This is a genomic window from Acinetobacter sp. F9, assembly GCF_019195275.1.
GTDB classification, from domain to species: Bacteria; Pseudomonadota; Gammaproteobacteria; order Pseudomonadales; family Moraxellaceae; genus Acinetobacter; species Acinetobacter pseudolwoffii.
In genome coordinates this window covers 2,566,803-2,589,564 of sequence record NZ_CP078068.1, presented here as the reverse complement: position 1 = coordinate 2,589,564, position 22,762 = coordinate 2,566,803, and the positions used below count along the sequence as shown (strand labels likewise).

General features: G+C 39.3%; 17 protein-coding genes and 1 pseudogene. 8 read left to right on the top strand and 10 right to left on the bottom strand.

Annotated elements, in window-relative coordinates:
* Positions 1-51: 51 nt before the first annotated feature.
* Positions 52-732 carry a NuoB/complex I 20 kDa subunit family protein gene (locus KT990_RS12300; RefSeq protein WP_005097925.1) on the bottom strand — a complete coding sequence of 227 codons (681 nt, stop codon included), beginning with the start codon at positions 730-732 and terminating at the stop codon, positions 52-54.
* Between the two features lie 6 nt (positions 733-738).
* The gene (gene ndhC, locus KT990_RS12295) at positions 739-1,284 is read right to left on the bottom strand and encodes an NADH-quinone oxidoreductase subunit A (protein ID WP_005097926.1); all 546 of its coding nucleotides are present in this window, start codon (positions 1,282-1,284) and stop codon (positions 739-741) included.
* A gap of 572 nt (positions 1,285-1,856) precedes the next feature.
* On the opposite strand from ndhC, the gene KT990_RS12290 reads away from it, so the two are divergent.
* Positions 1,857-2,213, top strand: coding sequence for a hypothetical protein (locus tag KT990_RS12290; RefSeq protein WP_005097927.1), 357 nt, complete (start codon positions 1,857-1,859; stop codon positions 2,211-2,213).
* 70 nt (positions 2,214-2,283) lie between these two features.
* On the opposite strand, the gene bfmS is transcribed toward KT990_RS12290, so the two are convergent.
* The gene (bfmS, locus tag KT990_RS12285; RefSeq protein WP_005097929.1) at positions 2,284-3,951 is read right to left on the bottom strand and encodes a sensor histidine kinase BfmS; all 1,668 of its coding nucleotides are present in this window, start codon (positions 3,949-3,951) and stop codon (positions 2,284-2,286) included.
* Positions 3,952-3,993: 42 nt separating this feature from the next.
* Entirely contained in the window at positions 3,994-4,710 is a 717-nt protein-coding gene (bfmR, locus tag KT990_RS12280; protein WP_005097931.1) for a response regulator transcription factor BfmR, read from the bottom strand.
* A 566-nt stretch (positions 4,711-5,276) separates the two neighbouring features.
* Between bfmR and KT990_RS12275 the strand changes: the two genes are divergently transcribed.
* The 3 genes from KT990_RS12275 to KT990_RS12260 all read left to right on the top strand — a co-directional run bounded on the left by KT990_RS12275 (position 5,277) and on the right by KT990_RS12260 (position 10,347).
* Positions 5,277-8,114, top strand: a complete 2,838-nt coding sequence (locus tag KT990_RS12275) for a ribonucleoside-diphosphate reductase subunit alpha (RefSeq protein ID WP_218208868.1) — start codon at positions 5,277-5,279, stop codon at positions 8,112-8,114.
* Between the two features lie 143 nt (positions 8,115-8,257).
* Complete coding sequence (locus KT990_RS13690; RefSeq protein ID WP_257225578.1) at positions 8,258-8,386, top strand: hypothetical protein; 129 nt, start codon at positions 8,258-8,260, stop codon at positions 8,384-8,386.
* Positions 8,387-9,063: 677 nt separating this feature from the next.
* Positions 9,064-10,347, top strand: a complete 1,284-nt coding sequence (locus KT990_RS12260; protein WP_004645882.1) for a ribonucleotide-diphosphate reductase subunit beta — start codon at positions 9,064-9,066, stop codon at positions 10,345-10,347.
* A gap of 215 nt (positions 10,348-10,562) precedes the next feature.
* Here KT990_RS12260 and KT990_RS12255 read toward each other — a convergent pair whose 3' ends face one another.
* Genes KT990_RS12255 through hsdR form a run of 5 tightly spaced genes read right to left on the bottom strand, consistent with a single transcriptional unit; the run spans position 10,563 to position 19,792 of the window.
* Complete coding sequence (locus KT990_RS12255) at positions 10,563-11,690, bottom strand: hypothetical protein (protein ID WP_218208866.1); 1,128 nt, start codon at positions 11,688-11,690, stop codon at positions 10,563-10,565.
* Positions 11,690-13,330, bottom strand: a complete 1,641-nt coding sequence (locus tag KT990_RS12250; protein ID WP_218208865.1) for an AAA family ATPase — start codon at positions 13,328-13,330, stop codon at positions 11,690-11,692. Before KT990_RS12250 ends, KT990_RS12255 begins: the two co-directional genes overlap by 1 nt.
* Positions 13,330-14,694, bottom strand: coding sequence for a restriction endonuclease subunit S (locus KT990_RS12245; protein ID WP_218208864.1), 1,365 nt, complete (start codon positions 14,692-14,694; stop codon positions 13,330-13,332). The genes KT990_RS12250 and KT990_RS12245 overlap by 1 nt, the downstream gene beginning before the upstream one ends.
* Complete coding sequence (locus KT990_RS12240) at positions 14,694-16,256, bottom strand: N-6 DNA methylase (RefSeq protein ID WP_218208863.1); 1,563 nt, start codon at positions 16,254-16,256, stop codon at positions 14,694-14,696. The genes KT990_RS12245 and KT990_RS12240 overlap by 1 nt, the downstream gene beginning before the upstream one ends.
* 20 nt (positions 16,257-16,276) lie before the next feature.
* Complete coding sequence (hsdR, locus tag KT990_RS12235; protein ID WP_218208862.1) at positions 16,277-19,792, bottom strand: type I restriction-modification system endonuclease; 3,516 nt, start codon at positions 19,790-19,792, stop codon at positions 16,277-16,279.
* A gap of 469 nt (positions 19,793-20,261) precedes the next feature.
* On the opposite strand from hsdR, the gene KT990_RS12230 reads away from it, so the two are divergent.
* Positions 20,262-20,519, top strand: coding sequence for a hypothetical protein (locus KT990_RS12230; RefSeq protein WP_218208861.1), 258 nt, complete (start codon positions 20,262-20,264; stop codon positions 20,517-20,519).
* A gap of 77 nt (positions 20,520-20,596) precedes the next feature.
* Here KT990_RS12230 and KT990_RS12225 read toward each other — a convergent pair whose 3' ends face one another.
* A complete protein-coding gene (locus tag KT990_RS12225; protein WP_218208860.1) occupies positions 20,597-20,911 on the bottom strand; it encodes a helix-turn-helix domain-containing protein in 315 nt (104 codons plus the stop codon).
* 506 nt (positions 20,912-21,417) lie between these two features.
* On the opposite strand from KT990_RS12225, the gene KT990_RS12220 reads away from it, so the two are divergent.
* From KT990_RS12220 to KT990_RS12210, 3 genes and pseudogenes are all read left to right on the top strand, one after another.
* Positions 21,418-21,900 carry a hypothetical protein gene (locus KT990_RS12220; RefSeq protein ID WP_218208859.1) on the top strand — a complete coding sequence of 161 codons (483 nt, stop codon included), beginning with the start codon at positions 21,418-21,420 and terminating at the stop codon, positions 21,898-21,900.
* Positions 21,901-22,053: 153 nt separating this feature from the next.
* Positions 22,054-22,245 carry a DNA-binding protein gene (locus KT990_RS12215; protein WP_218208858.1) on the top strand — a complete coding sequence of 64 codons (192 nt, stop codon included), beginning with the start codon at positions 22,054-22,056 and terminating at the stop codon, positions 22,243-22,245.
* A gap of 171 nt (positions 22,246-22,416) precedes the next feature.
* Positions 22,417-22,762, top strand: a pseudogene (locus KT990_RS12210) (hypothetical protein); the annotation flags it as partial.

Sequence of the window (22,762 nt, the reverse complement as noted above, 5' to 3'; positions counted from 1 at the left end):
AACGACAATTACACCCATAGCGGGTGCAGCAAAAAAGACCAGTCGTTTAAATTATTTAATTTCATCCATAGAGCGCAAGTTCTTCACAGCAACACGCTGATCTTTCTTACGGTCACGTTCCGGCATCATCTTTGGCTTATACACTGGCTTAAGATCATCACCGATCACCGCAGAAAGCGGACGACGCTCGAGTTGAATCTGGTCTTGCAACAGCATTAATGCCTGAATCAAAGCTTCAGGACGTGGTGGGCAGCCGGGAACATAAACATCGACCGGGATGATTTTATCCACACCTTGTACCACTGAATAAATGTCGTACATCCCACCTGAGTTGGCACATGCCCCCATTGAAATGACCCATTTCGGTTCAAGCATCTGTTCATACAAACGTTGAATGACAGGCGCCATTTTCACAAAGCAGGTACCCGCCACAATCATTAAATCCGCCTGACGCGGTGAAGCACGAATCACCTCGGCACCAAAACGTGACAAGTCATGCACACCGGTTAAGGTCGTCGCATACTCTACATAGCAGCATGATGTACCAAAGTTAAACGGCCAAACTGAGTTTTTACGACCCCAGTTGACTGCTGTATGTACCACATCCTCTAAACGAGTCATGAATACATTCTTATTCACTTCTTCTTCAAGTAACGGATCTTCTACAAGGATACGCTCTTGAAGTGGATATTGATCAGCATCCGGATTCGCACGGGTTAATGTATATTTCATCCCGTCTTACTCCTTATCAGATGATTTAGCCGGTGAGCTTTTCACACGACCAGAGGATTGAGCTGGGATTTGACCTGTAGGGTCGATTACCAATTCTTCAATTGAGTTAAAGCGCGTAATTTCTGCTAGATCCATATTTGGCGAACCAATCTTAGCTTTAATTCCTGCGGCTTTACGTTTGTCTGAAGGTGCCCAGTTGAGTGCGCCTGTGGATAATTCGTAAACCAAACCAACAAGTAAAACTAAAATAAAGATAGCTGCAGTTGCAAAACCAATCCAACCTACTTCACGAACAGAAACCGCCCATGCATATAGATAAAGTGCTTCTAAATCAAACACCACGAAGAAAATTGCAACTAAATAGAACTTTGCAGACAAGCGGATACGAGCCCCACCTGCACCAACAACACCTGACTCAAACTGCTCCTGCTTGGCACGGCCCCATGATTTACCCCCGAGGAGTAATGGGACGGTCAGCATAAAGACGCATAAAAATGTAACGCCGATCACGAAGGCAATAATTGCCCATTCGTATGGAGTAATAGCACTCATGCGGGGATAACTCCTGGCAGGCCTATTTGTTAACAAAGAATGTATGTATTGGCCTTCAAATACACCAAACACAAAATTAATCCCGCCAATTGTACCTGATTTTGGATTTCACTTGCTAGTTTATAAGCCTTAGTCTTTGGGATGATTTTTTAGGCATTTCAGCATTTAATTTGCGTTTGATCTCTCAACATCCGATTTAATCGTTTTATTGGATTAAGTTTTAATTTTCTATTAATTTTTCTATAAACAGCATTCCTGAAAAATAAATCCATTTCAGATCATTCTTGCTTGGCCTCTGGCTTAGATATAGCCCCTTTCACGGCCAAAGCAAAGAAAAATCAGACAAAAACTTATTCTATCCATAACTTTCAGCGGATAAAGCTTTTGATTTAATTTGATATTTAACATGATTTTCACATTTTAACTTGGATTAAAGCACTTTAAGCCCAGCCTCACTCAAGGCAAGCAATTGTATCTTTTTGCAACACACCCAACAGACTGATTCAGAATATGTTATTTGTATTTCTAAGCCACATAATGACATTAATAAAGTAACAATAAGGAGTCCTTGCATGTCTCTACGCTTCTCGCATAAGCCGAATTATTTTTTATTTGCCCAGTTACTGGTGCGACATATCCAAGATTATGTTCAGAAACACCCCAATATGAGTCAGGTCGCTTTTGACTTGCGCGATATTCATGCACTGTTTCAAGAGGATCATGCCTCTTCCAGCATTAATCTGGATGGCATCATGAATATTGCCGATGAATACAAAGTCGAAACTTTATCTGGTGATCAGAGGCTGATCCAGCGCTATAGCATTGATGGAAAAAATACCAAGCTAATGATCGACTTCAATCCTGAAGCCCTGCATGGCCTAAAAGAAGGCAAACCATTGATTGAGCCGGATGCCACCATTCAGGAATAAAATTCTTCCCCAATAAAAAAAACGATGCTCAGGCATCGTTTTTTTATAACTCAAAAGCATTTATATAACATCAAGCTGAATGATCACTGATTTCCTCAGTCTTTTCTGCCAACTTGCGCTTGCTCTTCTTTACATAACGCTGTGCAGGCCAGCTCATGATAAAGCGCGCACCACCCAAGCTCGGACTTTGATCCACGTGAATCTTGCCACCAAACCAGTACGCAATCCGGCTGACAATGGATAAACCCAAACCATAACCACCCGAAGCACGGGTGCGGCTGTCATCCAGCCGGGCAAAGGCTTCAAAGACCCGGGCACGATCCACTTCCGGAATTCCGGGGCCATCATCTTCAACAGAGACATAGGCCTGACCATCCTGATCCAGACCACCACTGATCAGCACCTTATTGTCGCAATAACGCACCGCATTGCCGACCAGATTCTGAATTACGCGATGCAGATAACGGCGTTCTGCCTCAACCACCACATCAGGCATTGAATGTAGCTCAATGATTTTCTGGGTTTTTAATGCTTCAGTTTCCAGAGCTACCTGATTCAGCACTTCAAACAGATTGACCTTTTCAAACTCGATCGAAGGCATGCCCTGTTCTAGCTTGGCATAGGTCATGATCTCGTCAATCAGGGTATTCAGCGCCTCAATATCTTTATCAATCTGTTCGACCTGTTGCAGACGATAATCGTAATCATCTTCATCTGCCATCATTTCCACACCAAAACGAATCCGTGCTACTGGTGTACGCAGTTCATGCGACACCGCACGCATCAGTTCACGCTGGGCTTCAATCAGGCGCTGAATATGATCAGACATATTATTAAAGCTAGAGGCCAGCGTTGCCATTTCGTCACTTCCTTCTACAGGAAGACGCAATGACATATTACCGGTTTTCATTTTGTTTAAGGCATAGCTGACTTCACGCAACTTGCGCTGCATCGGCACCAGCAAACCATACACCCCCAGACTCAGCACAAACAGGCTCAATAAAGTAATACCGGTGGCCAACTGGAATGGCATCCAGTTAAACAATGGCACCGGCCCCATCACCAAGACTTGTGAGGTCGAACCTGGAATTGGCGAAATAATTGAAATGGTAGTGCCACGGATTGAGGCACTATCCCGATACAAAATGATACTGTGATCAAGACGCAAGCGCCCGATCTGCTCGGAATCTAAAGGTAAGCTCTGTACGTTTTCAATCGATACCGGATAAGAAAAATGATCCTGAATAGCGGACAGATATTCTTTTTCCTGACCCGGATAATAGACCAGATAATCCAGAATAAAGACCGGCAGCGCCTTCATCTGGCGCTCGGTGATACTGTCGGCCTTTATATACAGGTAATGATTCGGGTCATCGCGCAGCCCCACCACAATATAGGCAATGCCGGTTTTGGCATCCCAGCGCACCACGGCTTTACGATCTGCAATACGGCGACCTTCAGCACGGGTGATATCCACCTTGCTGGCTTCTACATAGTGAATTGGCAATTCCAGCAAATCAGAAGCATCGGAAACCCAATCCATCTTTTGCTGAAGATTTGGCTGGCGCGCGACCCCCTCACTGATGATATAGGCCATACCATCAGTCAGAGACTCACGATATTCTTGCGCACGCTGATAGTTGATAATCTGTACCAACAGATAGCCGAACACAGCCACCAACACGACAAGGATGACGAGTCCTGCGTATATACGCAAAAATATACTGTGTTTAAACACCTATAGTTTATCCCGCTCGTTCAAGCAACAACGTACATTTGCTTAAATACCATTAGTTTCTTTAACAAATAGATAACCTTTACTACGCACGGTTTTAATACGCTTCGGATTCTCTGGATCGTCACCAATTTTTGGACGGATACGCGAAATACGCACATCGATTGAACGATCCTGACCATCATATTCGATGCCACGTAAACGCTCGAAAATATCTTCGCGGGAAAGAATACGGCCAGCATTTGATGCAAGCAACCACAATAGGTCATATTCCGCACTGGTAAAATCAACCAGATCACCATTTAAAGTGACTGAACGACCACCATTGTCGATGACCAGATCATCAAATTCGATACGCTGTGCCACTTCATCTTCAGGCACCTTGTCCGTACGACGCAGTAATGCACGAATACGTGCCAGCAATACACGTGGTTGTACCGGTTTAGCGACATAGTCATCGGCACCCATTTCCAGACCCAAGACCTGATCCATGTCCTCAGTACGCGCAGTCAACATCAATATCGGTTGATGATAATGCGGGCGCACTTCACGACAAATGGTCAAACCATCCGCTCCTGGTAACATCACATCCAGCACCACCATATCTGGCTGCTCAGCGATAATCCGGCGAATGGCCCGGTTACCATCTGGCTCCACCCCAACCTCAAGTCCATTACGAATGAGGTATTCCTGCGTTAAACGAGCAAGACGCTCATCATCTTCAACAATTAAAATCTTGGGTAACTTTTCTTCTTGGCTCATGTATTGCCCCTTATTTGGTGGATCTACGCTATAGGCGTATCCTTTTGAAATCCAATAGATACGTTTTTAATATGCTTGCAATATACACACGTTTACATTGTAAACAAGATAGCGTTCACCAAACTGATACATCAAGATAGCATTTTGTAATATTTTATCGTGCATTTTTTGGGCAACTATGCTTGAAACAGTGATTTAGATCTGATTTGTGATTTACACAACTATTACATGAACAAAATATGACTGCTTGATTCAGCACTTTTTAGTTATCCACAATGTTATCTATAAGCACTTTCCCGGGACTTTGTTATGCTATGCCTTGCCTGATAAGGCTTATACAAAAATCAATAAAAATAGCGATATTTTTACAAGGATTAAAGCAAAACTTAAGAAAAATATTTAGCTAAATGTCAATATTGATCTACCCTAAATTTTCCCGTATCTTGTGTTCAATTAATTTTAAAACCACTAGGTCTTGTGTTTATTCCTCAAACACTGTGCATGAAACTTGCCCAGTTCAAACGGTCCATAAACATAAAAATAGATGACAATGGAGCTATGCTAACATGAGCGTAATCACTTCAACTCCTGGTCAACTTCAGGTGATTAAACGCACCGGTGATGTTGCCGCTTTTGATGCAGAAAAAATTTCTGTCGCAATTGGTAAAGCGTTTTTGGCGGTTGAAGGCCAGCAAAGCGCTGACTCGAGCCGAATCCATGATCGTATCGAGCAACTGACGGAAATGGTACTGAATACCTTTAAACGTCGTTTACCTTCTGGCGGAACGATTCATATCGAAGAAATTCAAGACCAAGTTGAACTTGCGCTAATGCGTACGGGCGAACAGAAAGTTGCACGCTCTTATGTCATTTACCGTGAACAACGTTCTGAAGCACGTAAACAGTTAGGTGCACACCATCATCCGACCCTGCAAATTACCGATGCTGAAGGCCAACTTAAGCCACTTGATTTAAGTGCTTTAACTGCGCATGTTACTAAAGCAGCAGAAGGCCTTGAAGGAATTGATGTACAAGCCATTGTCGATGAGACCGTGAAAAACCTGTACAACGGTGTAAAAGAGTCTGACATCTCCACCACTATGATGATGGCGACCCGTACCCGGATCGAGCAAGAGCCGAACTACACCTATGTGACCGCACGTTTGTTGCGTGATGATCTGGTGGCGACTGGTTTGAAATTCCTGGGTCTGCCTACGGATACGCATGAAGGTGAAGCACTTGAAACTTTCCTGAAAAAAGGGATTGAGCTTGAGCTTATTTCACCAGAACTGCTTAACTTTGATCTGGCGAAACTGGCAGCGGCGATTCAACCAGAACGCTCAAACCAGTTTACCTACCTAGGTCTACAGACTTTATTTGACCGCTACTTCATCCATTCCGATGGCGTACGTTTCGAATTGCCGCAATTGTTCTTTATGCGTGTTTCTATGGGCTTGTCGCTCAATGAAGAAAACCGTGAAGAACGTGCCATCGAGTTCTATAACTTGTTGTCTAGCTTCGACTATATGGCATCGACGCCTACCCTGTTTAACTCAGGTACGCTTCGTCCACAATTGTCGAGCTGCTACTTAACCACCATTGATGATGACCTGTATGATATTTATGGCGCAATGCGTGATAACGCCATGCTGTCTAAATGGGCAGGCGGTTTGGGTAACGACTGGACACCAGTGCGTGCTTTAAACTCTTACATCAAAGGCACCAATGGTAAGTCGCAAGGTGTAGTTCCATTCCTTAAAGTCGCGAACGATACGGCTGTTGCGGTCAACCAAGGTGGCAAGCGTAAAGGTGCAGTTTGTGCATATCTTGAAACCTGGCACCTGGACATTGAAGAATTCCTGGAACTTCGTAAAAACACTGGTGATGACCGTCGTCGTACCCACGACATGAACACAGCGAACTGGGTTCCTGACCTGTTCATGCAACGTGTATTCGAAGATGCGGAATGGACATTGTTCACACCTTCTGAAACCCCAGATCTACATGATTTGACCGGTGCAGAATTCGCTGAGCGTTATGCTTACTACGAAGGTATTGCCAAAGAAACAAACATGCTGCACAAGAAAATCCGTGCAAAAGATTTGTGGCGCAAAATGCTGTCGATGTTGTTTGAAACTGGTCACCCGTGGATCACATTCAAAGACGTATGTAACTTACGTTCACCACAGCAACACGTAGGTGTAGTGCACTCTTCTAACCTGTGTACCGAAATTACGTTGAACACCAGCAAAGAAGAAATCGCGGTGTGTAACTTAGGTTCGATCAACCTGGTTCAACACGTGCAAGGCGGTGTACTGGATCGCGAAAAACTGGCACGTACAGTAAAAACTGCTGTGCGTATGCTCGACAACGTGATTGACATCAACTACTACGCTGTTCCACAAGCACGTAATTCAAACCTGAAACATCGTCCAGTCGGTATGGGTATCATGGGCTTCCAGGATGCTTTATACGAAATGAATCTGGCCTATGGTTCTGACGCGGCGGTTGAGTTTGCTGATGAATCAATGGAAGTGATTTCGTACTACGCGATTTCAACTTCAAGTGATTTGGCTGTTGAACGTGGTACCTATGAGACATTTAAAGGTTCATTGTGGGATCAGGGTATTTTACCAATCGACTCACTGGATCTGGTTGCAAAAACACGTCCTGAACGTATGTTCGAAGTTGACCGCACTCAACGTTTGGATTGGGACACTTTACGTGCCAAAGTTCAAAAAGACGGTATGCGTAACTCAAACGTGATGGCGATTGCGCCAACTGCAACGATTTCTAACATTTGTGGCGTGTCTCAATCGATTGAGCCTACTTTCCAGAACTTGTATGTGAAATCGAACCTGTCTGGCGAGTTCACCGTGATTAACCCGTACCTGGTACGTGCGTTGAAAGAACGTGGTCTTTGGGATGCAGTGATGGTCAACGACCTGAAACATTTCGAAGGTTCTGTACAGAAGATTTCCCGTATTCCTGAAGAGCTTAAAGCCATCTTCGCGACTGCGTTTGAAGTAGATACACGTTGGATCGTAGATGCTGCATCACGCCGTCAAAAATGGATCGATCAGGCTCAGTCTCTGAACCTTTACATCGCTGGTGCAAATGGTAAAAAACTGGACATCACTTACAAGATGGCTTGGTTACGTGGTCTTAAAACGACGTATTACCTTCGTGCATTGGGTGCGACTTCTGCTGAGAAATCTACAATTAACACTGGCGCATTGAACGCGGTTAAAGCGACTGCAACTGCAGCACCTGTTGCAGCAGCCGCTCCGGTGGTTGAAGCGAAAAAACCTGAAGTTCCTGCAGAGGAAGATGGTTTTGCGCAAGCAGCACCAGTGCCAATGGCATGTTCAATTGACAACCCTGATTGTGAGGCTTGTCAGTAATTGACGAGTTTCTAGAATCCCCCTAAATCCCCCTTTTACAAAGGGGGACTTCCAGAAATCAAAATAGGTGGATGGAAACCCCTCCTTTATTAAAGGAGGGGTTTGGGGAGGATTTAGAATTTAATACAAATAAGGAAACCTCAATGCCCCATATGACCCACAACTACATGTTAGGACTTGCGGCATTGCTGATTTCCTTTGGCATTACTTTTTATTTACCAATTGCTTATTTCTGGCTCAAAGTTCGCCAGCAGCGTAAACAAAATAAGTAGTTTTCTTTAGACGAATTACTTCTTTTGATTATGTAGCAATACAAAATCAAATCTAGATTGAAGATTACGAAAGATAAAAAGTAATTAGAAATTTAGAAAAGATTTGAGAAAAATGTTGGGGATATTGCAGTATCCCCTCCATCAATCTCAGATAACCGAGAACACGGTTGACTGATAACTTTCAGCAAAGAAAGTAACGAAATCTTCGTTCACTTTGAGTTTTGAGTCAACTGTTAATTCTCATTTTTAATCTAAAACATTGTTTTTAGGAGCTTTAAAAATGCAATGCAATTTACAGTCTTACTTATCCAAAGTTAAAGGAGTTTTCAATGCACTACATGTGTTTAAGTTACGATCTACACAATAAACCACGCTCAAACTATTCCAAGATTTATCAAGCTCTTGGACAATATGAGCATGAAAGATTACAGAAATCGATTTGGTTGCTACATACAACAAAATCGAGTGATGAAATCATGAAAGATTTTAGGCATTGTGTCGATCAGAGAGACAGACTAGCTGTTTTTCCAATTGACCAAAATTTGTTAAACATTTTAAAGGAATAGGAACCCCCGCCCATTTCATTAATATATGAAATGGTTTTGAAACAGAGACAGGTTTATAATCTTGTCTCTATTTCAAATGGGGTTCACCTTTTTATACTTAAGGAGAATCCCATGTCTATCCTAAGTTGGGACGATTTCGAAGATGATTCGCAAAAACCGGCTGCACCTGAACAGCAGCCTGCGCCCGTCGAGCCGCAAAAAGCGACTAATTCACAGATGGTATCTGATGCAGGCAACGCATCGCCGGATGTGGCAGCTGCACAACCCCTTAGAGCCACTCAAAACCGAGGATCAAATCCAACCGATTCGCTGGCAAGAGCATCTGCTTCCCTAGAACAACTTGATGTAGCTCCAGGCTTAGAAGAGCTTGAAATGGGTGCACAGCGTGTACAGGTTGACGACAAGGCGATGATCAACTGTCGTGCTGACTTGAATCAGCTTGTACCGTTTAAATACGAATGGGCTTGGCAGAAGTATCTGGACGGATGTGCAAACCACTGGATGCCGCAAGAAGTCAACATGAACCACGACATTGCGCTGTGGAAGTCTGAAAATGGCTTGACTGAAGATGAACGTACCATCGTGATGCGTTCACTTGGTTTCTTCTCGACTGCCGATTCACTGGTTGCAAACAATCTGGTACTGGCGATTTATCGTCACATTACCAACCCTGAATGCCGTCAGTACATCTTGCGTCAGGCGTTTGAAGAAGCGATTCACACACACGCTTACCAGTACTGTATCGAATCTTTAGGTATGGATGAAGGCGAAGTCTTCAACATGTACCGCGAAGTTCCGTCAGTGGCACGTAAAGCAGCATGGGGCCTGAAATACACCCAGTCTTTAAGTGATCCTACTTTCAAAACCGGCACACCTGAAAATGACCAGATCCTGCTTCGCAACCTGATCGCATTCTACTGTGTACTTGAAGGTATCTTCTTCTACTGCGGTTTCAGCCAGATCCTGTCGATGGGCCGTCGTAACAAGATGAATGGTGTTGCTGAGCAGTTCCAGTACATCCTGCGTGATGAGTCAATGCACCTGAACTTCGGTATCGATATGATCAACCAGATCAAGATCGAAAATCCGGGGCTATGGACGACTGAATTCCAGGAAGAAATCATCCAGATGATTCTTGAAGGTACGATGCTGGAAATCGAATACGCACGTGACACTATGCCACGCGGTGTACTTGGCATGAATGCTGGTATGATGGAAGAATACCTGAAGTTCATTGCCAACCGTCGTCTGGCGCAGTTAGGCTTGCCTGAACAGTTCGCTGGTGTGAATAACCCGTTCCAGTGGATGTCAGAGATGATGGACTTGCGTAAAGAGAAGAATTTCTTCGAGACGCGTGTAACAGATTACCAAACTGGTGGTGCGTTAAGCTGGTAATTAGAAGATTAAACCGTTAAATGACAGTTGATGTGAGATTTTTGACACATATTTCGAGACTGTTACATTAACAAATAAAATAGAGCCTAATTGGCTCTATTTTTTTACTACTTAACACAAAACACAAACTTTCCTAAAGAAAGTCCCTCTATCTAGATGGGCTTTTTTGTGAATATGAAACGTTTGATATTCCATTGTAGTATGAATAATCCTAACTATGATGATACTCGTGAAAGTAAAATATATTCCACGCCATCTATTGCCATATTTTGAACGAATCGACTTCTTTCCCAAAAAGCCTCTTTATCAATTGAATTCAATTCACAAAAAAATTTATGATACCAATATGCCCAAGGTTTACTTTTAAGAGTTGGATCCGGAATAGCCCTAGTTTTCCGATTTACTTCACGCTCAAACTCAGTATAGTCCTCAGGCTGAATTTCATTTTCTATAATCAGATCTAAATTACGGAACTCACCTTCAACTCTATTTTTAATTTCATAAATATTATCCCAAGTATCTAATTTACTAATCAAAATACTATCACTCGTATTCCAACTCACTTTAACACTAGGACTAAGATCTCTTAAGTTTTCAATTTCTAATAAAACATAACTATGAGCTTCTTCGCTAAATGGGTAAAAGCTATATCTAAGACTTGTATCTTCCGCTACAAATAAATCTTTTGCTTTTTTTGCATCCTGATTACATACATCACATAGTGGGATTAAATTATCAGGATGAACTGCAAATAACGGATATTTAGATTTGCATAATTGATGATCGTAATCTGCTCGCCATTGGTTCTCTACACCGATATTTGCTCTAAATGGTGCAAGCTTTTCCATACCACAAGCCTTACAAATATTTCCATTTAAAGTATCTGTACGAAAAGCTTCAAAATGTCTATGAATATTAATTCCGCCAGCTGCATCAATGATTGGCTGCAAATCTTTAGTAGCTCCATATAAATGAGCAGCCAACACCTTAAATGCTTCAAAAGTATCTCGAAGAAGAAAGTCTAACAAAGCTGGATTAGGTGTTAGAAAAAATGATGATAAATCTTGATTATCAAGTACTATCCGATGTAATTGTTCACGAATAGACTCTGTCTCTCTTTTTAAATTTTCAAATAATTTTTCAAATTTATCTCGTGTTAAATCATATTTACCCGCGGGACTTTTAAAGTTATCCCAACACGCTTTACCAACAGAAGTATTGCTAAACAGCCGTCTCCCGAATCTCTGCTGATTAATAGATTTTTCTAAGAAATAAATTAACTCATCATTTAAAAGTTCAAAAACTCGAAATTTTGGAGTTTGTGGATGTAATTTAAAAAGCATTAACTACTCAACTTCTTAATCAAATACGCACGTTCAGCAGAAAGACCTAAATTATCTTCAATCCATTGCTTCGCTTGAGCATCACCAAGCTTTAATTGCTCGCGTATCTCATCAATGACACTATGAGAAATCAAAGACTTCAGCCCAAAATACCTCTTAATAATCACATCAAAAGAGGCCCCATAAGTTTCTTCATTAACTGGTTTTAAATCAATCAAACCATTATGATTTCTTTCAAAAAAGAACACATTCTCTTTTTTAAGTGAAGAAATCATAAATGGTGAATGTGTTGATAAAAATATTTGAGAATCTTCTGCATTTTCCCCATTTATGTTCAAGGCATTTTCAAGATAGGTGTGGAAATAAGTTCGCCATGACGGATTAAGATGTGTTTCAGGTTCATCAAATAGAAAGAGAGACTGCCCGAGACCAAAAATACTCGAAGCTGCTAACACCTGCATAAGTTGAGCTTCACCATCCGAAAGATCATCAAAACATACTTCCTGATTCTTATTATTCAGAAATCTCAACTCAACCACACTTAGAGGTAACTGAGTTTTTAAAGGTGTTTTGACTGTTTCAATAAAGTCATCTTTAGCTAATTTTCTTCTGTTAGCAATAGGCCACTTCTTATTCCCTAATTGTTGCAACTTCAACAATCTTAGGAAAAATGATCTAGGATCATGATAATTAGCTTCGCGTAAATTATTTAGGATATTTGAATTACTAAAATCAAGTTCAATTATTCCAGCTAAATAATCAAGTTCAAACTGTTCAAATTGTTCATCACTAGTCATATTACCTATGGGAGTGAAATTATCTTGCTCTACAAAGCGTTTCAGCATTTGAATATCACGAATCACATCACTGTCTATTACACCAGATCTCAAATCATAATAAATCTTAGCTTTTATAGGATGTTTGAATCCTAACGTACCTAATACTTGTTCAATTTTCTCTGATGGCAATATCACTAGACTCAGTAATAAAAGGCCTGCACTGTCATAGTCAATATAAATGTGATTACTTGGCTTAGGGTTAACCTCTCGAAGACTTAAATAATTATTCTCATCGTACTCATCAGAGTACATATTCTCAAATATATGAGGATATTTTTTAAGGTATTGTTGATTAATTTCAGAAATTTGCTCTTCATTAACATCACTACTTAACTGTTTTTGGCGTTTTGCACTAATTCTTTTAATTTCAAAGTACTGTAATGAGTTTTTCATAAAAGCGCGCTGAAGATTTTCATTCAACCCGGAAGCATAACCCACAATAAAATCAGGTAATGGAGCTCCTAAAAGCAATAGATTTCGTTCACCGTCATTAGTAATCTTATAAGATTTGACATCATCCTTATCAATATTTACCAAAATCACGTCTTCAGTTTGACTCTGATTTTTTATTGAATACTGAACACTTACGTCAAATGGTAATGGCGTGCGTGTAATGAAATCTTCTCGCTGCCATCGCTCTAAATAAGCAAAAGTTTCTGAAATTAGTTCAAGAAGCTGTGACTTACCAGATCCGTTCAGACCAATCAAAGCAAGGATATTTCCCTCGGTATTCCGAAAATCGAAGTACTGATCTTTTAAGCCTTTATATTGCCCAATAAGCTCCAAAGAAAGTAAACGCATTATGCTTTACCTCGACTACGCTTCGTCACAGGTTTAGCTGATCGCTCTGCTTTAATCCTCTCCAACAACGCTTCAGCACTGTTTTCACCACTGATTAAATCAGGATTAGCTTCACGCCATTCAGCAGTTAATTCACCACAGAATGCTTTAGCAAGAATGGATTGGGTGAGATTATTTACTCGATCTAAGGCTGATTGAACTTGCTCTTCTATTGCAGTTACAGCATTTAAGGCTTTAACAACCTTATTCACCACTTCAATCTGAATCTCAATTCGGGGAACATCAATAGATAAAGAGATTATATGCTTTGAACCCACATTACCTTGATTCACTCCACCAGTCTCCCCCTGAAAGAATTGCCTTCTAAACAGCTCTGATCTTATAAAGAGATTAAGAAACTCTGGTATTATCTTTTCCCGAAGAGGAATTAATCTACCTACTCGCTGATTTATGAGAATATCCTGGTTTGTTTCTACTAGACAGCCAAAACCGTAATCTTGTTTAAACCTAGTGCCAGTCATACTAATCAAAGTATCTCCAACACTTGGTTTAAACCGCTCAAATTCTTGCCCAATTTTCCCATCAACATAAGCAGGCGCATTCTCAACAAATAGCCGACCGTCACGAATGTTCCCGAGCTTTATCACCTGATAAGAACCGGCATTAGAAAACCACTCACTCTTAAAAGCATAACCATTTTGAAACTCTGCCACGTCCGATAACAAGCAAGCCTGTACATTCCACTCCTCAGTCAACTTCCCACTAACAGCAGCAGCAAGCACAGACTGACGAAATTGTTTAAGAATCTCAGGGATACTTTCTAAACGAGCTTTAATACTTTCAACTTGAGCCAGCAAAGTATCAAGCTTATCTGCAATAATTTTTTGTTCGACTAGTGGTGGGAGTTGAATCTCCATATTCTCAATAGCTTTTCCCGAAATATTAGGCTGTGCCCCACCATAAGCCTCTTTAAGAATATTCTCGCTTAATGAAGCAATAAGATAGTTCCTAAATCTCGTACTGCCTAACTTATCTGAGCGTAATTTTAAATTACCAACTCGCTGATTCTGGAATGCTGGCTCTTTGCCTTTATATACTCCAATTTTTCCGGTTGTTGCCCCAGACATTGCTATCAGCAAATCACCTTTACAGACTTCGAATCCAACAACAGGGTCCGAAACGTGTATCGCATCCGCATCTGATGCATACATGCCATCAATATCAGAAATGCGAATAACAGGATATGTCACATCATTAGGTTGAACATAACTATTACTTTTAAAAGCAAACCCATTCTTTAGAAATAAATAATCACCGACCTTCGCTATCACCCATCCATTAGGCAACCATTCTTTCTGACTCATCAATTAACCCCTAAAGCAGCTAATAACGAATCTAACTCAGCTAAAGCAGAAACAAGTTCTTCTTTAGCCTCACTCGCTAAAACCTCTGGTTCAGGCAAATTAGCAGTATCCACACTATCTTTATCTTTTAGCCAGCTAATATCTAATGAATCATCCTTGTTCTTAGCAATCCATTCGCGGCTGAAACAACGCCAACGGCTATGGGCTAGCTCTTTATCCACATTTCGGTTTGCATCATCATTTGCTAACTCCACCGATAAAGCATCAAAACTGTGTTCACCTTCTTGTCGAGGGCTAGTACCTTTAGGATCATCTCCATAAACATCTTCAAATGGTTTTAAATGTTGCTCTGTAAATGGTGTACGCTTACCAAAACTTGGCATATTGGTACGCAAATCATAGACCCAAACTTGCTTAGTACAATTCTCTTCTTGGTATTTATCTTCAACACTACCTTTCGTAAAAAACAGTACATTAGTTTTTACACCTTGTGCGTAAAAAATTCCTGTTGGTAAACGTAAAATCGTATGTAGATTACATTTATTCATCAAGTCTCGGCGAATATCTGTACCTGTATTAGCCTCAAATAAAACGTTATCTGGTAGAACTACTGCTGCTCGCCCACCTGGTTTCAAACCACGATAAATATGTTGTAAGAATGCTAATTGTTTATTACTGGTTGGGTAGGTTAAATCGCCACGAGTAATACTTGCCTCACCACCTTTAGATGTACCAAATGGTGGATTTGCCAAAATCACATCTACAGGTTTTAAATTTTCTCCAACTTGACCTAATGAGTTACCCAGATGAATTACACCTTCATTATCACCTTCCATCCCGTGCAATAGACAGTTCATGAGTGCTAAGCGACGCGTACTTGGAACAAGCTCAACACCAATAAACGCTTGATTCTTTTGAAATGTTTGTTGCTGTGCTGTTAGATCATATAGATCATCTGTTTGTTCTTTAATATATTGATCAGCGGCAATTAAAAATCCAGCAGTACCCGCAGCAGGATCTTGAATCGTTTCCCCAGCTTGTGGTTTTAAACAACGCACCATACTGTTGATTAATGGCCGCGGAGTAAAGTATTGACCTGCACCAGATTTTGTTTCAGATGCATTCTTTTCTAATAAACCTTCGTATAAATCACCTAGACCATCTTTCGTGGCACTAAACCAATCAATCTGATCTAGTGTCTTAATCATTTGTTCTAAATGGCGTGGCTCTCGCAAACGTGTCTGCGCATCTGCATAGATAGCAGAAATTAGAGGATCTTCATGAATCTGCTTTCCATCATAGTCTTTACCAGTTGATAGGCTCAATAAAATGCGCTTGTAATCATTAAGTAGATTTAGACCAGATTTTCCTTTTAAATCTTCCCAACGGCATCCTTCAGGTAAAGGATGACTCTTTAAAGTGCCAGCTTCAGTATTTTCATGAACCATTTTAATAAATAATAATAAAACCAGTTCAGTCACATAATCTGAGTAATTAATGCCGTCATCACGCAATACATCACACAGATTCCAGAGTTTTTGAACAATATCATTATTTGTCATGGTCAATCCAAATTAAAAAATTACGCACTTTGCGAAAGCCAGATGGCTTCGCTCAATTGATCTAAAACAGTATTTAGCTGGTTGCCTAACACTTTATCCATCTGCTTCGCACCGCCTTGATCACTAAAGCGGTTATTAACAAACTCACGGTCAATAATCACTTCATGTACAAGTTGTTTTGCTAAACGTTCCAACCATTTACGTTGGGCTAATGTCCAAGGATGCATAGCATAAATTCGCTGCATCCCTTGCATTACACGTTGTTCAAATGGAATTAATGCCTCTCCTAAAGCTGCTCGACGTATATGTCCAACAATACTCGCGGCAATGTCTTGATTGGTTTGCTGGAGAACAGCACTACGCAAATTGGCCTCATTATACCCGTTACCATCCAACAACAACTTCACTTCTTTTAACTGTTCTCGAGTTAAATCTTTAGGCCTATTTACCACTACACCTAAAGCAATAGACTGATTCAACTGTTCTTTAATAAAATGATTAAATTGGTCTAGATAATCTTCAGGTTTTTGATTTGCACCATAAGTCTGTTCTCGATTGACCAGTTCATCTTGGTGCTCTGAAATAATTGGTTTCTTGTCAGAACCAAGAAGTTCAGCAACATTAGCTAACTGCTTGACTAAACCTGAATGCTTTATCATAAATTCAGCAGCCTTTTTAGGGCCTAGATCGTGTAAATGCTTATGAAGTACCTTAGGTTCAACATCCCATTGTTGGTGTAATTCATTCAACTTCTGCTTCAATAAAGGCTTATTCTCTGCCTTTATCTCCGCTTTACGCAAAACTCTCATCAACTTTTGACTTAGCTGACTGAGAACAACATCTGCATGTGTTTCCCCTTCCTGCTCACCAGGACTATTTAATGCCCTATCCAACACTTCAGGATCCGTTAACTCTTCAACAAGTTGCTCTAGAGTAACATTCGGATCTTTAACTAATGGCTTCATGGTATTTACATCTTGCAAAGCAGCATAAATATCCACGGGGTCATAGATGCGGAAAACTGTTTTACCAATCTCATCACAACGACGAGTAGCACGACCAATCATTTGTTCATACAAAATACGAGACTTCACTCGACGCATAAACACAATATTACAAATTTTTGGGACATCAATCCCTGTAGTAAGTAAATCAACAGTAACGGCAATACTTGGATATCGCTCATTTTTATACTGGCGAATCAACTGGTCAACCTTATCACTTTTACCTGTAATCTTAGCGACTGCGGCCTGATTATATTCACCATTATAGAGCTCTTTAAATGCATCACCTAAAAGACGCACTACCATATCAGCATGGGCATCGGTCGCACAAAAGATCATGGTTTTCTCATCACCAAATGGATCAATTTCTTGGGCCAATTGTTCACAGATCACTCTGTTAAAGTTTTCATTAATCACTTGACGGTTAAAAGCATCGACTTCGAAATTGAGCTCATCCTCTAATTCAGCACTTTCAATTGAGCCTGTTTGGGTATTAATCGCACTAACTGTTTCCCCCTTCGTGAATTTAATCCCATTTTGGGTCAGCAATGTTTCATAACGGATTGGAGGCTCATGGTCAATCAACCAATCTTCTGCAACTGCTTCTCGATAAGAGTAGGTATAAACGGGTTTACCAAAAATCTCACTAGTATGCTTTGCTGGAGTTGCTGTTAACCCCACTTTGACTGCATCGAAATAGTCCAACACTCTTCGATAACTAGATAAGTATTGACCAATATCACGCGTTGCGATTTCCCCTTCCGTCATTTCCTGATCAAGGGTATAACCACGGTGAGCTTCATCAACAATAATACAATCGAATTGATCAACTGGAGGCGGACTATCGCTCATAAATATGCGCTTTACCATTGCCTGTACTGTTGCCACTTGCACACGCGTTTCTGCCTCAGCCGTCATATCGCCAAGCTCAGCTATATTATAAATTTTGGATAAGGTATAGTTTTGCTCTAATGGCGCTTCATTAAATGCATCAAGAGCTTGTTGCCCTAGAGCTGTACGATCCACTAAAAATAAAATACGTTTAAATCTCTCTGCCTTTAAGAAACGATACATCAACCCAATGATTGTTCTTGTTTTACCAGTCCCTGTTGCCATTGCTAACAGCGCTGAACGGACACCTTGAGACAAAGTATTTTCAACTGCAATAATTGCTTTTTGTTGATAATCACGAACTTTTAGATATCCAAATGGCTCATCTTTTAATTTTTGCTGTGCCTCTTCTTTACTTCGTTTGAGAATATCGAATAAACCGTCTGGACTATGAAAGGATTGTAATGGACGTTTAATGTTACTCACACTTCGTACATCTCTAAACCAAGTTCCAGACTGCTCTGCTGATTGTTTGAAATACTCGCGACCATTACAAGAATATGCAAATGGAATACGATAGAAGCTATCAACACCGTCAGACCAAGGTTGTGATAGCCCCTCAACCAACCAAGCACCTTGTAATGGGGCTTCAATAATTATTCCACGACTGTACCGCTCAGCTTGAGTGATAGCGCCAGCCACATTCAGATTTTCTTTTTTTGCTTCAACTACAGCAATTGGTGTCAAGCCTACAAAGAGCACATAATCAGCTCGTTGACCTTTAAAGTTTCCCTGCATCGACCATTCAGCAATTGCCATATTTCGCCCTTTTTCAGGACGAGCACCTTTACGATAATCCAGTTCTTGTGTATCTGCTTCCCAACCAGCCTCTTGTAATTGCTGATCAATCAAAATACGAGTCAGCTTTTCGTCTAATAGAATAGATTGACTTGCAGCCCTTGCATTGCGACCAATCTGTTGACGTTTAACAGAAACATCTTTTTCATTCTGATTTGAAAGTTGTTGCTGTAACTCCTTAACCTTCTCTTCGTATTCTCTTTGTTGCTTTGCAAGCGCCTCTTCATGTGCTTTAGCTTGAGCCGAAAATTTCTGAGCAGCTTCATCCATTGCTAAAGCTAATGCTTCATATTCTGACTTTTCCTTAGCAATTAAATCATTTAACTGCTGGCTAGAATCTAGCTGAACATTGGCTTTTTGCAGATCATTTCGTAATTCCGATATTTCAGCCTGTAAATCTCGCAATTGTTGACTAGGATCAATAGGAGGCACAAAAGGTTCAAGTTTAAAGTCTGGTCCAGCTTTACCAAAAGAACGATGGAACCAAATTGCTAGATTTCTTGCTATAACTAAACCACTGACAGCTTCTTTATGTTTTGTTTTAAATTGGTGAGTAGCTTTGTTACCCTCAATTCTTAAAGTATGGAATAAATCACGGACAACTTTTTCTAACTTTAGCTCACTACTTAACTTATAAATTAAGTCAGCCTGTGTGGTTTGCTCATGAAATTCAATACCAAGTGTTACCGCCATATGCTGTGCAATAGCCTCACCCAACTGGCGAAGTTTAATCAATGTTGTATTAGGATCACTATAAAAGGCCCTTTCTGCTGCCCCAGCCAATTCAACGAATAAGGGATCATACTCAGCTAAAAAACCAAAATTTGTAGATTGAGGAGTCACTTTTAATCCCTTGTCTTATTAGTTCTTAAAGTAATAAGGTAAAAATCAGCCTTACTTTTTATATAAAATACATACTATTCATAGTAAAAGCATTTTAATATCAATATTCAATATTTTTGCAATTTCACCTAGCTTAACAATTGCTAAATTACCGTCACCTCATTTCTAACTATAATTGATAAGAAGAAACGTAAAATACAATTCCATTTTAAAAAGCATTAAGCAGAGAAATAACAAGAGCTTTACGCCAATACCTATCTTGTTAGGTATTTGACCTTTTCATATCAGCGAATAACTCTTTATAAATGATCAATTTCAAAGCTTATAGAATCTTTAGTTTTATAGCCACTAGTCATAATGATCATTGGAATTTAACCTAAAGAAATCTATATTGAATAATTAGTGTTACTTGATCGTGAGGTAGTGAACATCACTATCAACGAAATCTAATCAACTGAAGGTTTTAGATATGACAATTGAGAGCCCAGAGAACGAACGTGAAATAGCTAAAGCTGCTGCTCTTGTACTTCAGAAACGTTTTATTGAAGTTGCACGTACTAGAACAGCAATCTACGTAGAGAATGATATTGTATGGAGCAAAGCTCCCTATAGCGAACCAGTATTGGTCAAAAAGTTATCTGGACGAAATCCGGATCTTGCGAAAAGATTTACTGGTCGAGGGACTTACAAAATTAAAAAACGTGATAATGATTCTATTACCTATTAGTAGATTATCTTTGAACGAACACTATCCATCTTCAAGATAGACCTATTTTTAACACAACATTAGGATAAATTTATCTACTAATCTGACCTATCAATAAGTTTTGAAAATTCCAATCGCTGTTGATGTGACATCAGATGAATTTTTAAAATTATTTCAGCCATCAAATCATCATCAGTATAAAAATAAGCAACAGGAACATCTAAGACATCTGCAATTTTAGATGCCATCAGAAAATCAGGCATATGCTTTCCTGTCTCATATTGATTCATCCGTGCACTTGCCGAGGATTCATCAATACCGGCCAATATTCCTAGACGTTCTTGAGACAAGTCCTTTGCTTTTCGGGCTTCTCTTAAACGTATAGAAAAAATATTTGATGTAGGCCTTACCATGAGTTTAAAGATCAATCATAAAACTAAGATAGTCTTAGTTTTGAATTGATTTTTTACTAAGGATTACTTAGTATTTGCATCACTAAGAAATCCTTAGTTTTGATGTCTGTAAATGGAAAGTATTACTTCCTTTTCTTTTCAATTTTTTTATAGGTGATAATTTTGAGGAGAACGCTCAGTGAAAAGTTTTATCGCAAATTCAAGTAAAAATAAGCAGCAATTTAAAGAGAACTATAATGAAGATAATTAAATCTATTATTGGACTTTCGGTTGTGACCAGAGTGTTAGATATAAACAAACACCTTTAGAATCTGGAAGCGTAATTTGGGATAGCTAAGATAATTGGTATACCTGTATGTATTAGCAAAATAAAAGCTAATAGCTGACTTGTTATAGGGGAAGTCAGCTATTTGTTTAAACATATCATTTTGTATTTTTTAAGACATACCACCCCTTCCCAATTTTTTGCTGAAAATTAGCAATTATTTTTTCCAAGATTAAGATATATGAAAGAAATCAAAAATGCTGTTAAAGACCAGTTCTTGTTAGTTATGGAGCGACAAACTGTTCTTGTAATGTTTACCCCTAAAGAGATATGGTCACAATTTGATACAATTTCTGATCAAATAAAACAACAGACTTATGCGCTTCTAAAAGAGCTTGTTAAGCACGAATACTTAACAGAAATTTTCTGTCCGAGTGGAAAAAAATATTATTCAGAAACTTCAAAATTAGAAGAATTCAGATTTGATCATTGCAAATTGAAGGCAACTAAAATATTAAACAAAAAATTACTTGAAATTAAGCAACAAGAATTTGAGAAAATTAATGAAATTCAACTAACTAATGATCTAATTAAAGAAATTCCAGAATTAGATTTTTGCTTAGAAAAGTATATCAATACCATTAATTATGACGTAAACAATATTATAAAAAGAAAAAACAATATCAATAACATTATTAAAAAAATTGAACACTGTATTTATTAATCATTTCTAAAAAAAATAATAAAAATAATTAAGAATTAATTTATTATTTAAAAATAAAATTCATAACAAAATTTAATATACTAAAAAATTAGCAGTTGTTTTTTTTATTAAAAGCAATATTCTGCCAATATCAATCTAATTATTCTTATTACTATGAAGACAATTCAACAGATTAAAAATGACTTTGAAAGATCTGGTATCACCATTTCGGAATGGAGTATACAGCATAATTTTTCACGTGATCTTGTCTATCGGATATTAAATACAAATCGTATTCCTAAACGAGGCGAAAGCAAACGAATAGCAATTGCTTTGGGTTTACTTGAAAAAGAGGAAAAAATATGACTTAAAAAATAAAGCGGATTCATAGAATCCGCTCTACCCGTTTGCAATCAAGAGAAAGCTAACTAGTCGTGTTTTTAGTATCTCTTGATTGCAATGTTCCGTCAAGTCTAGAGCAATATAACCAAAGTTGTTCAAAGCCTTGTCTCATCTTAAAAAAATGTGAGAATAGCAATGCAATCAAATTATCTTCAACAGAAAACTCATTTCCTCAATCGTAACCTATTAGAAAAATTTGACGATGCTTTTAAAAAACAGACACATGTATCATCAAAATTTATTGGTGAGCGTAGAATAAAATCACGCATAGGCAGCCGTGTTTCGCTCTTTCCAAGCATTAAAAATCAAGGACTCATATGTCTTGAGAGTAATTTAGAACTAGCTCATGCAATTAGTCTAGAACGCGATGAAGATATACTTCAGTACAGAACACAAGCAGTTCAGATCTTTATCAATAACCAACACTTTATTATTCCCGACTTCATTATCAAGACAGCAAATGGATTTGAGATTCATGAAG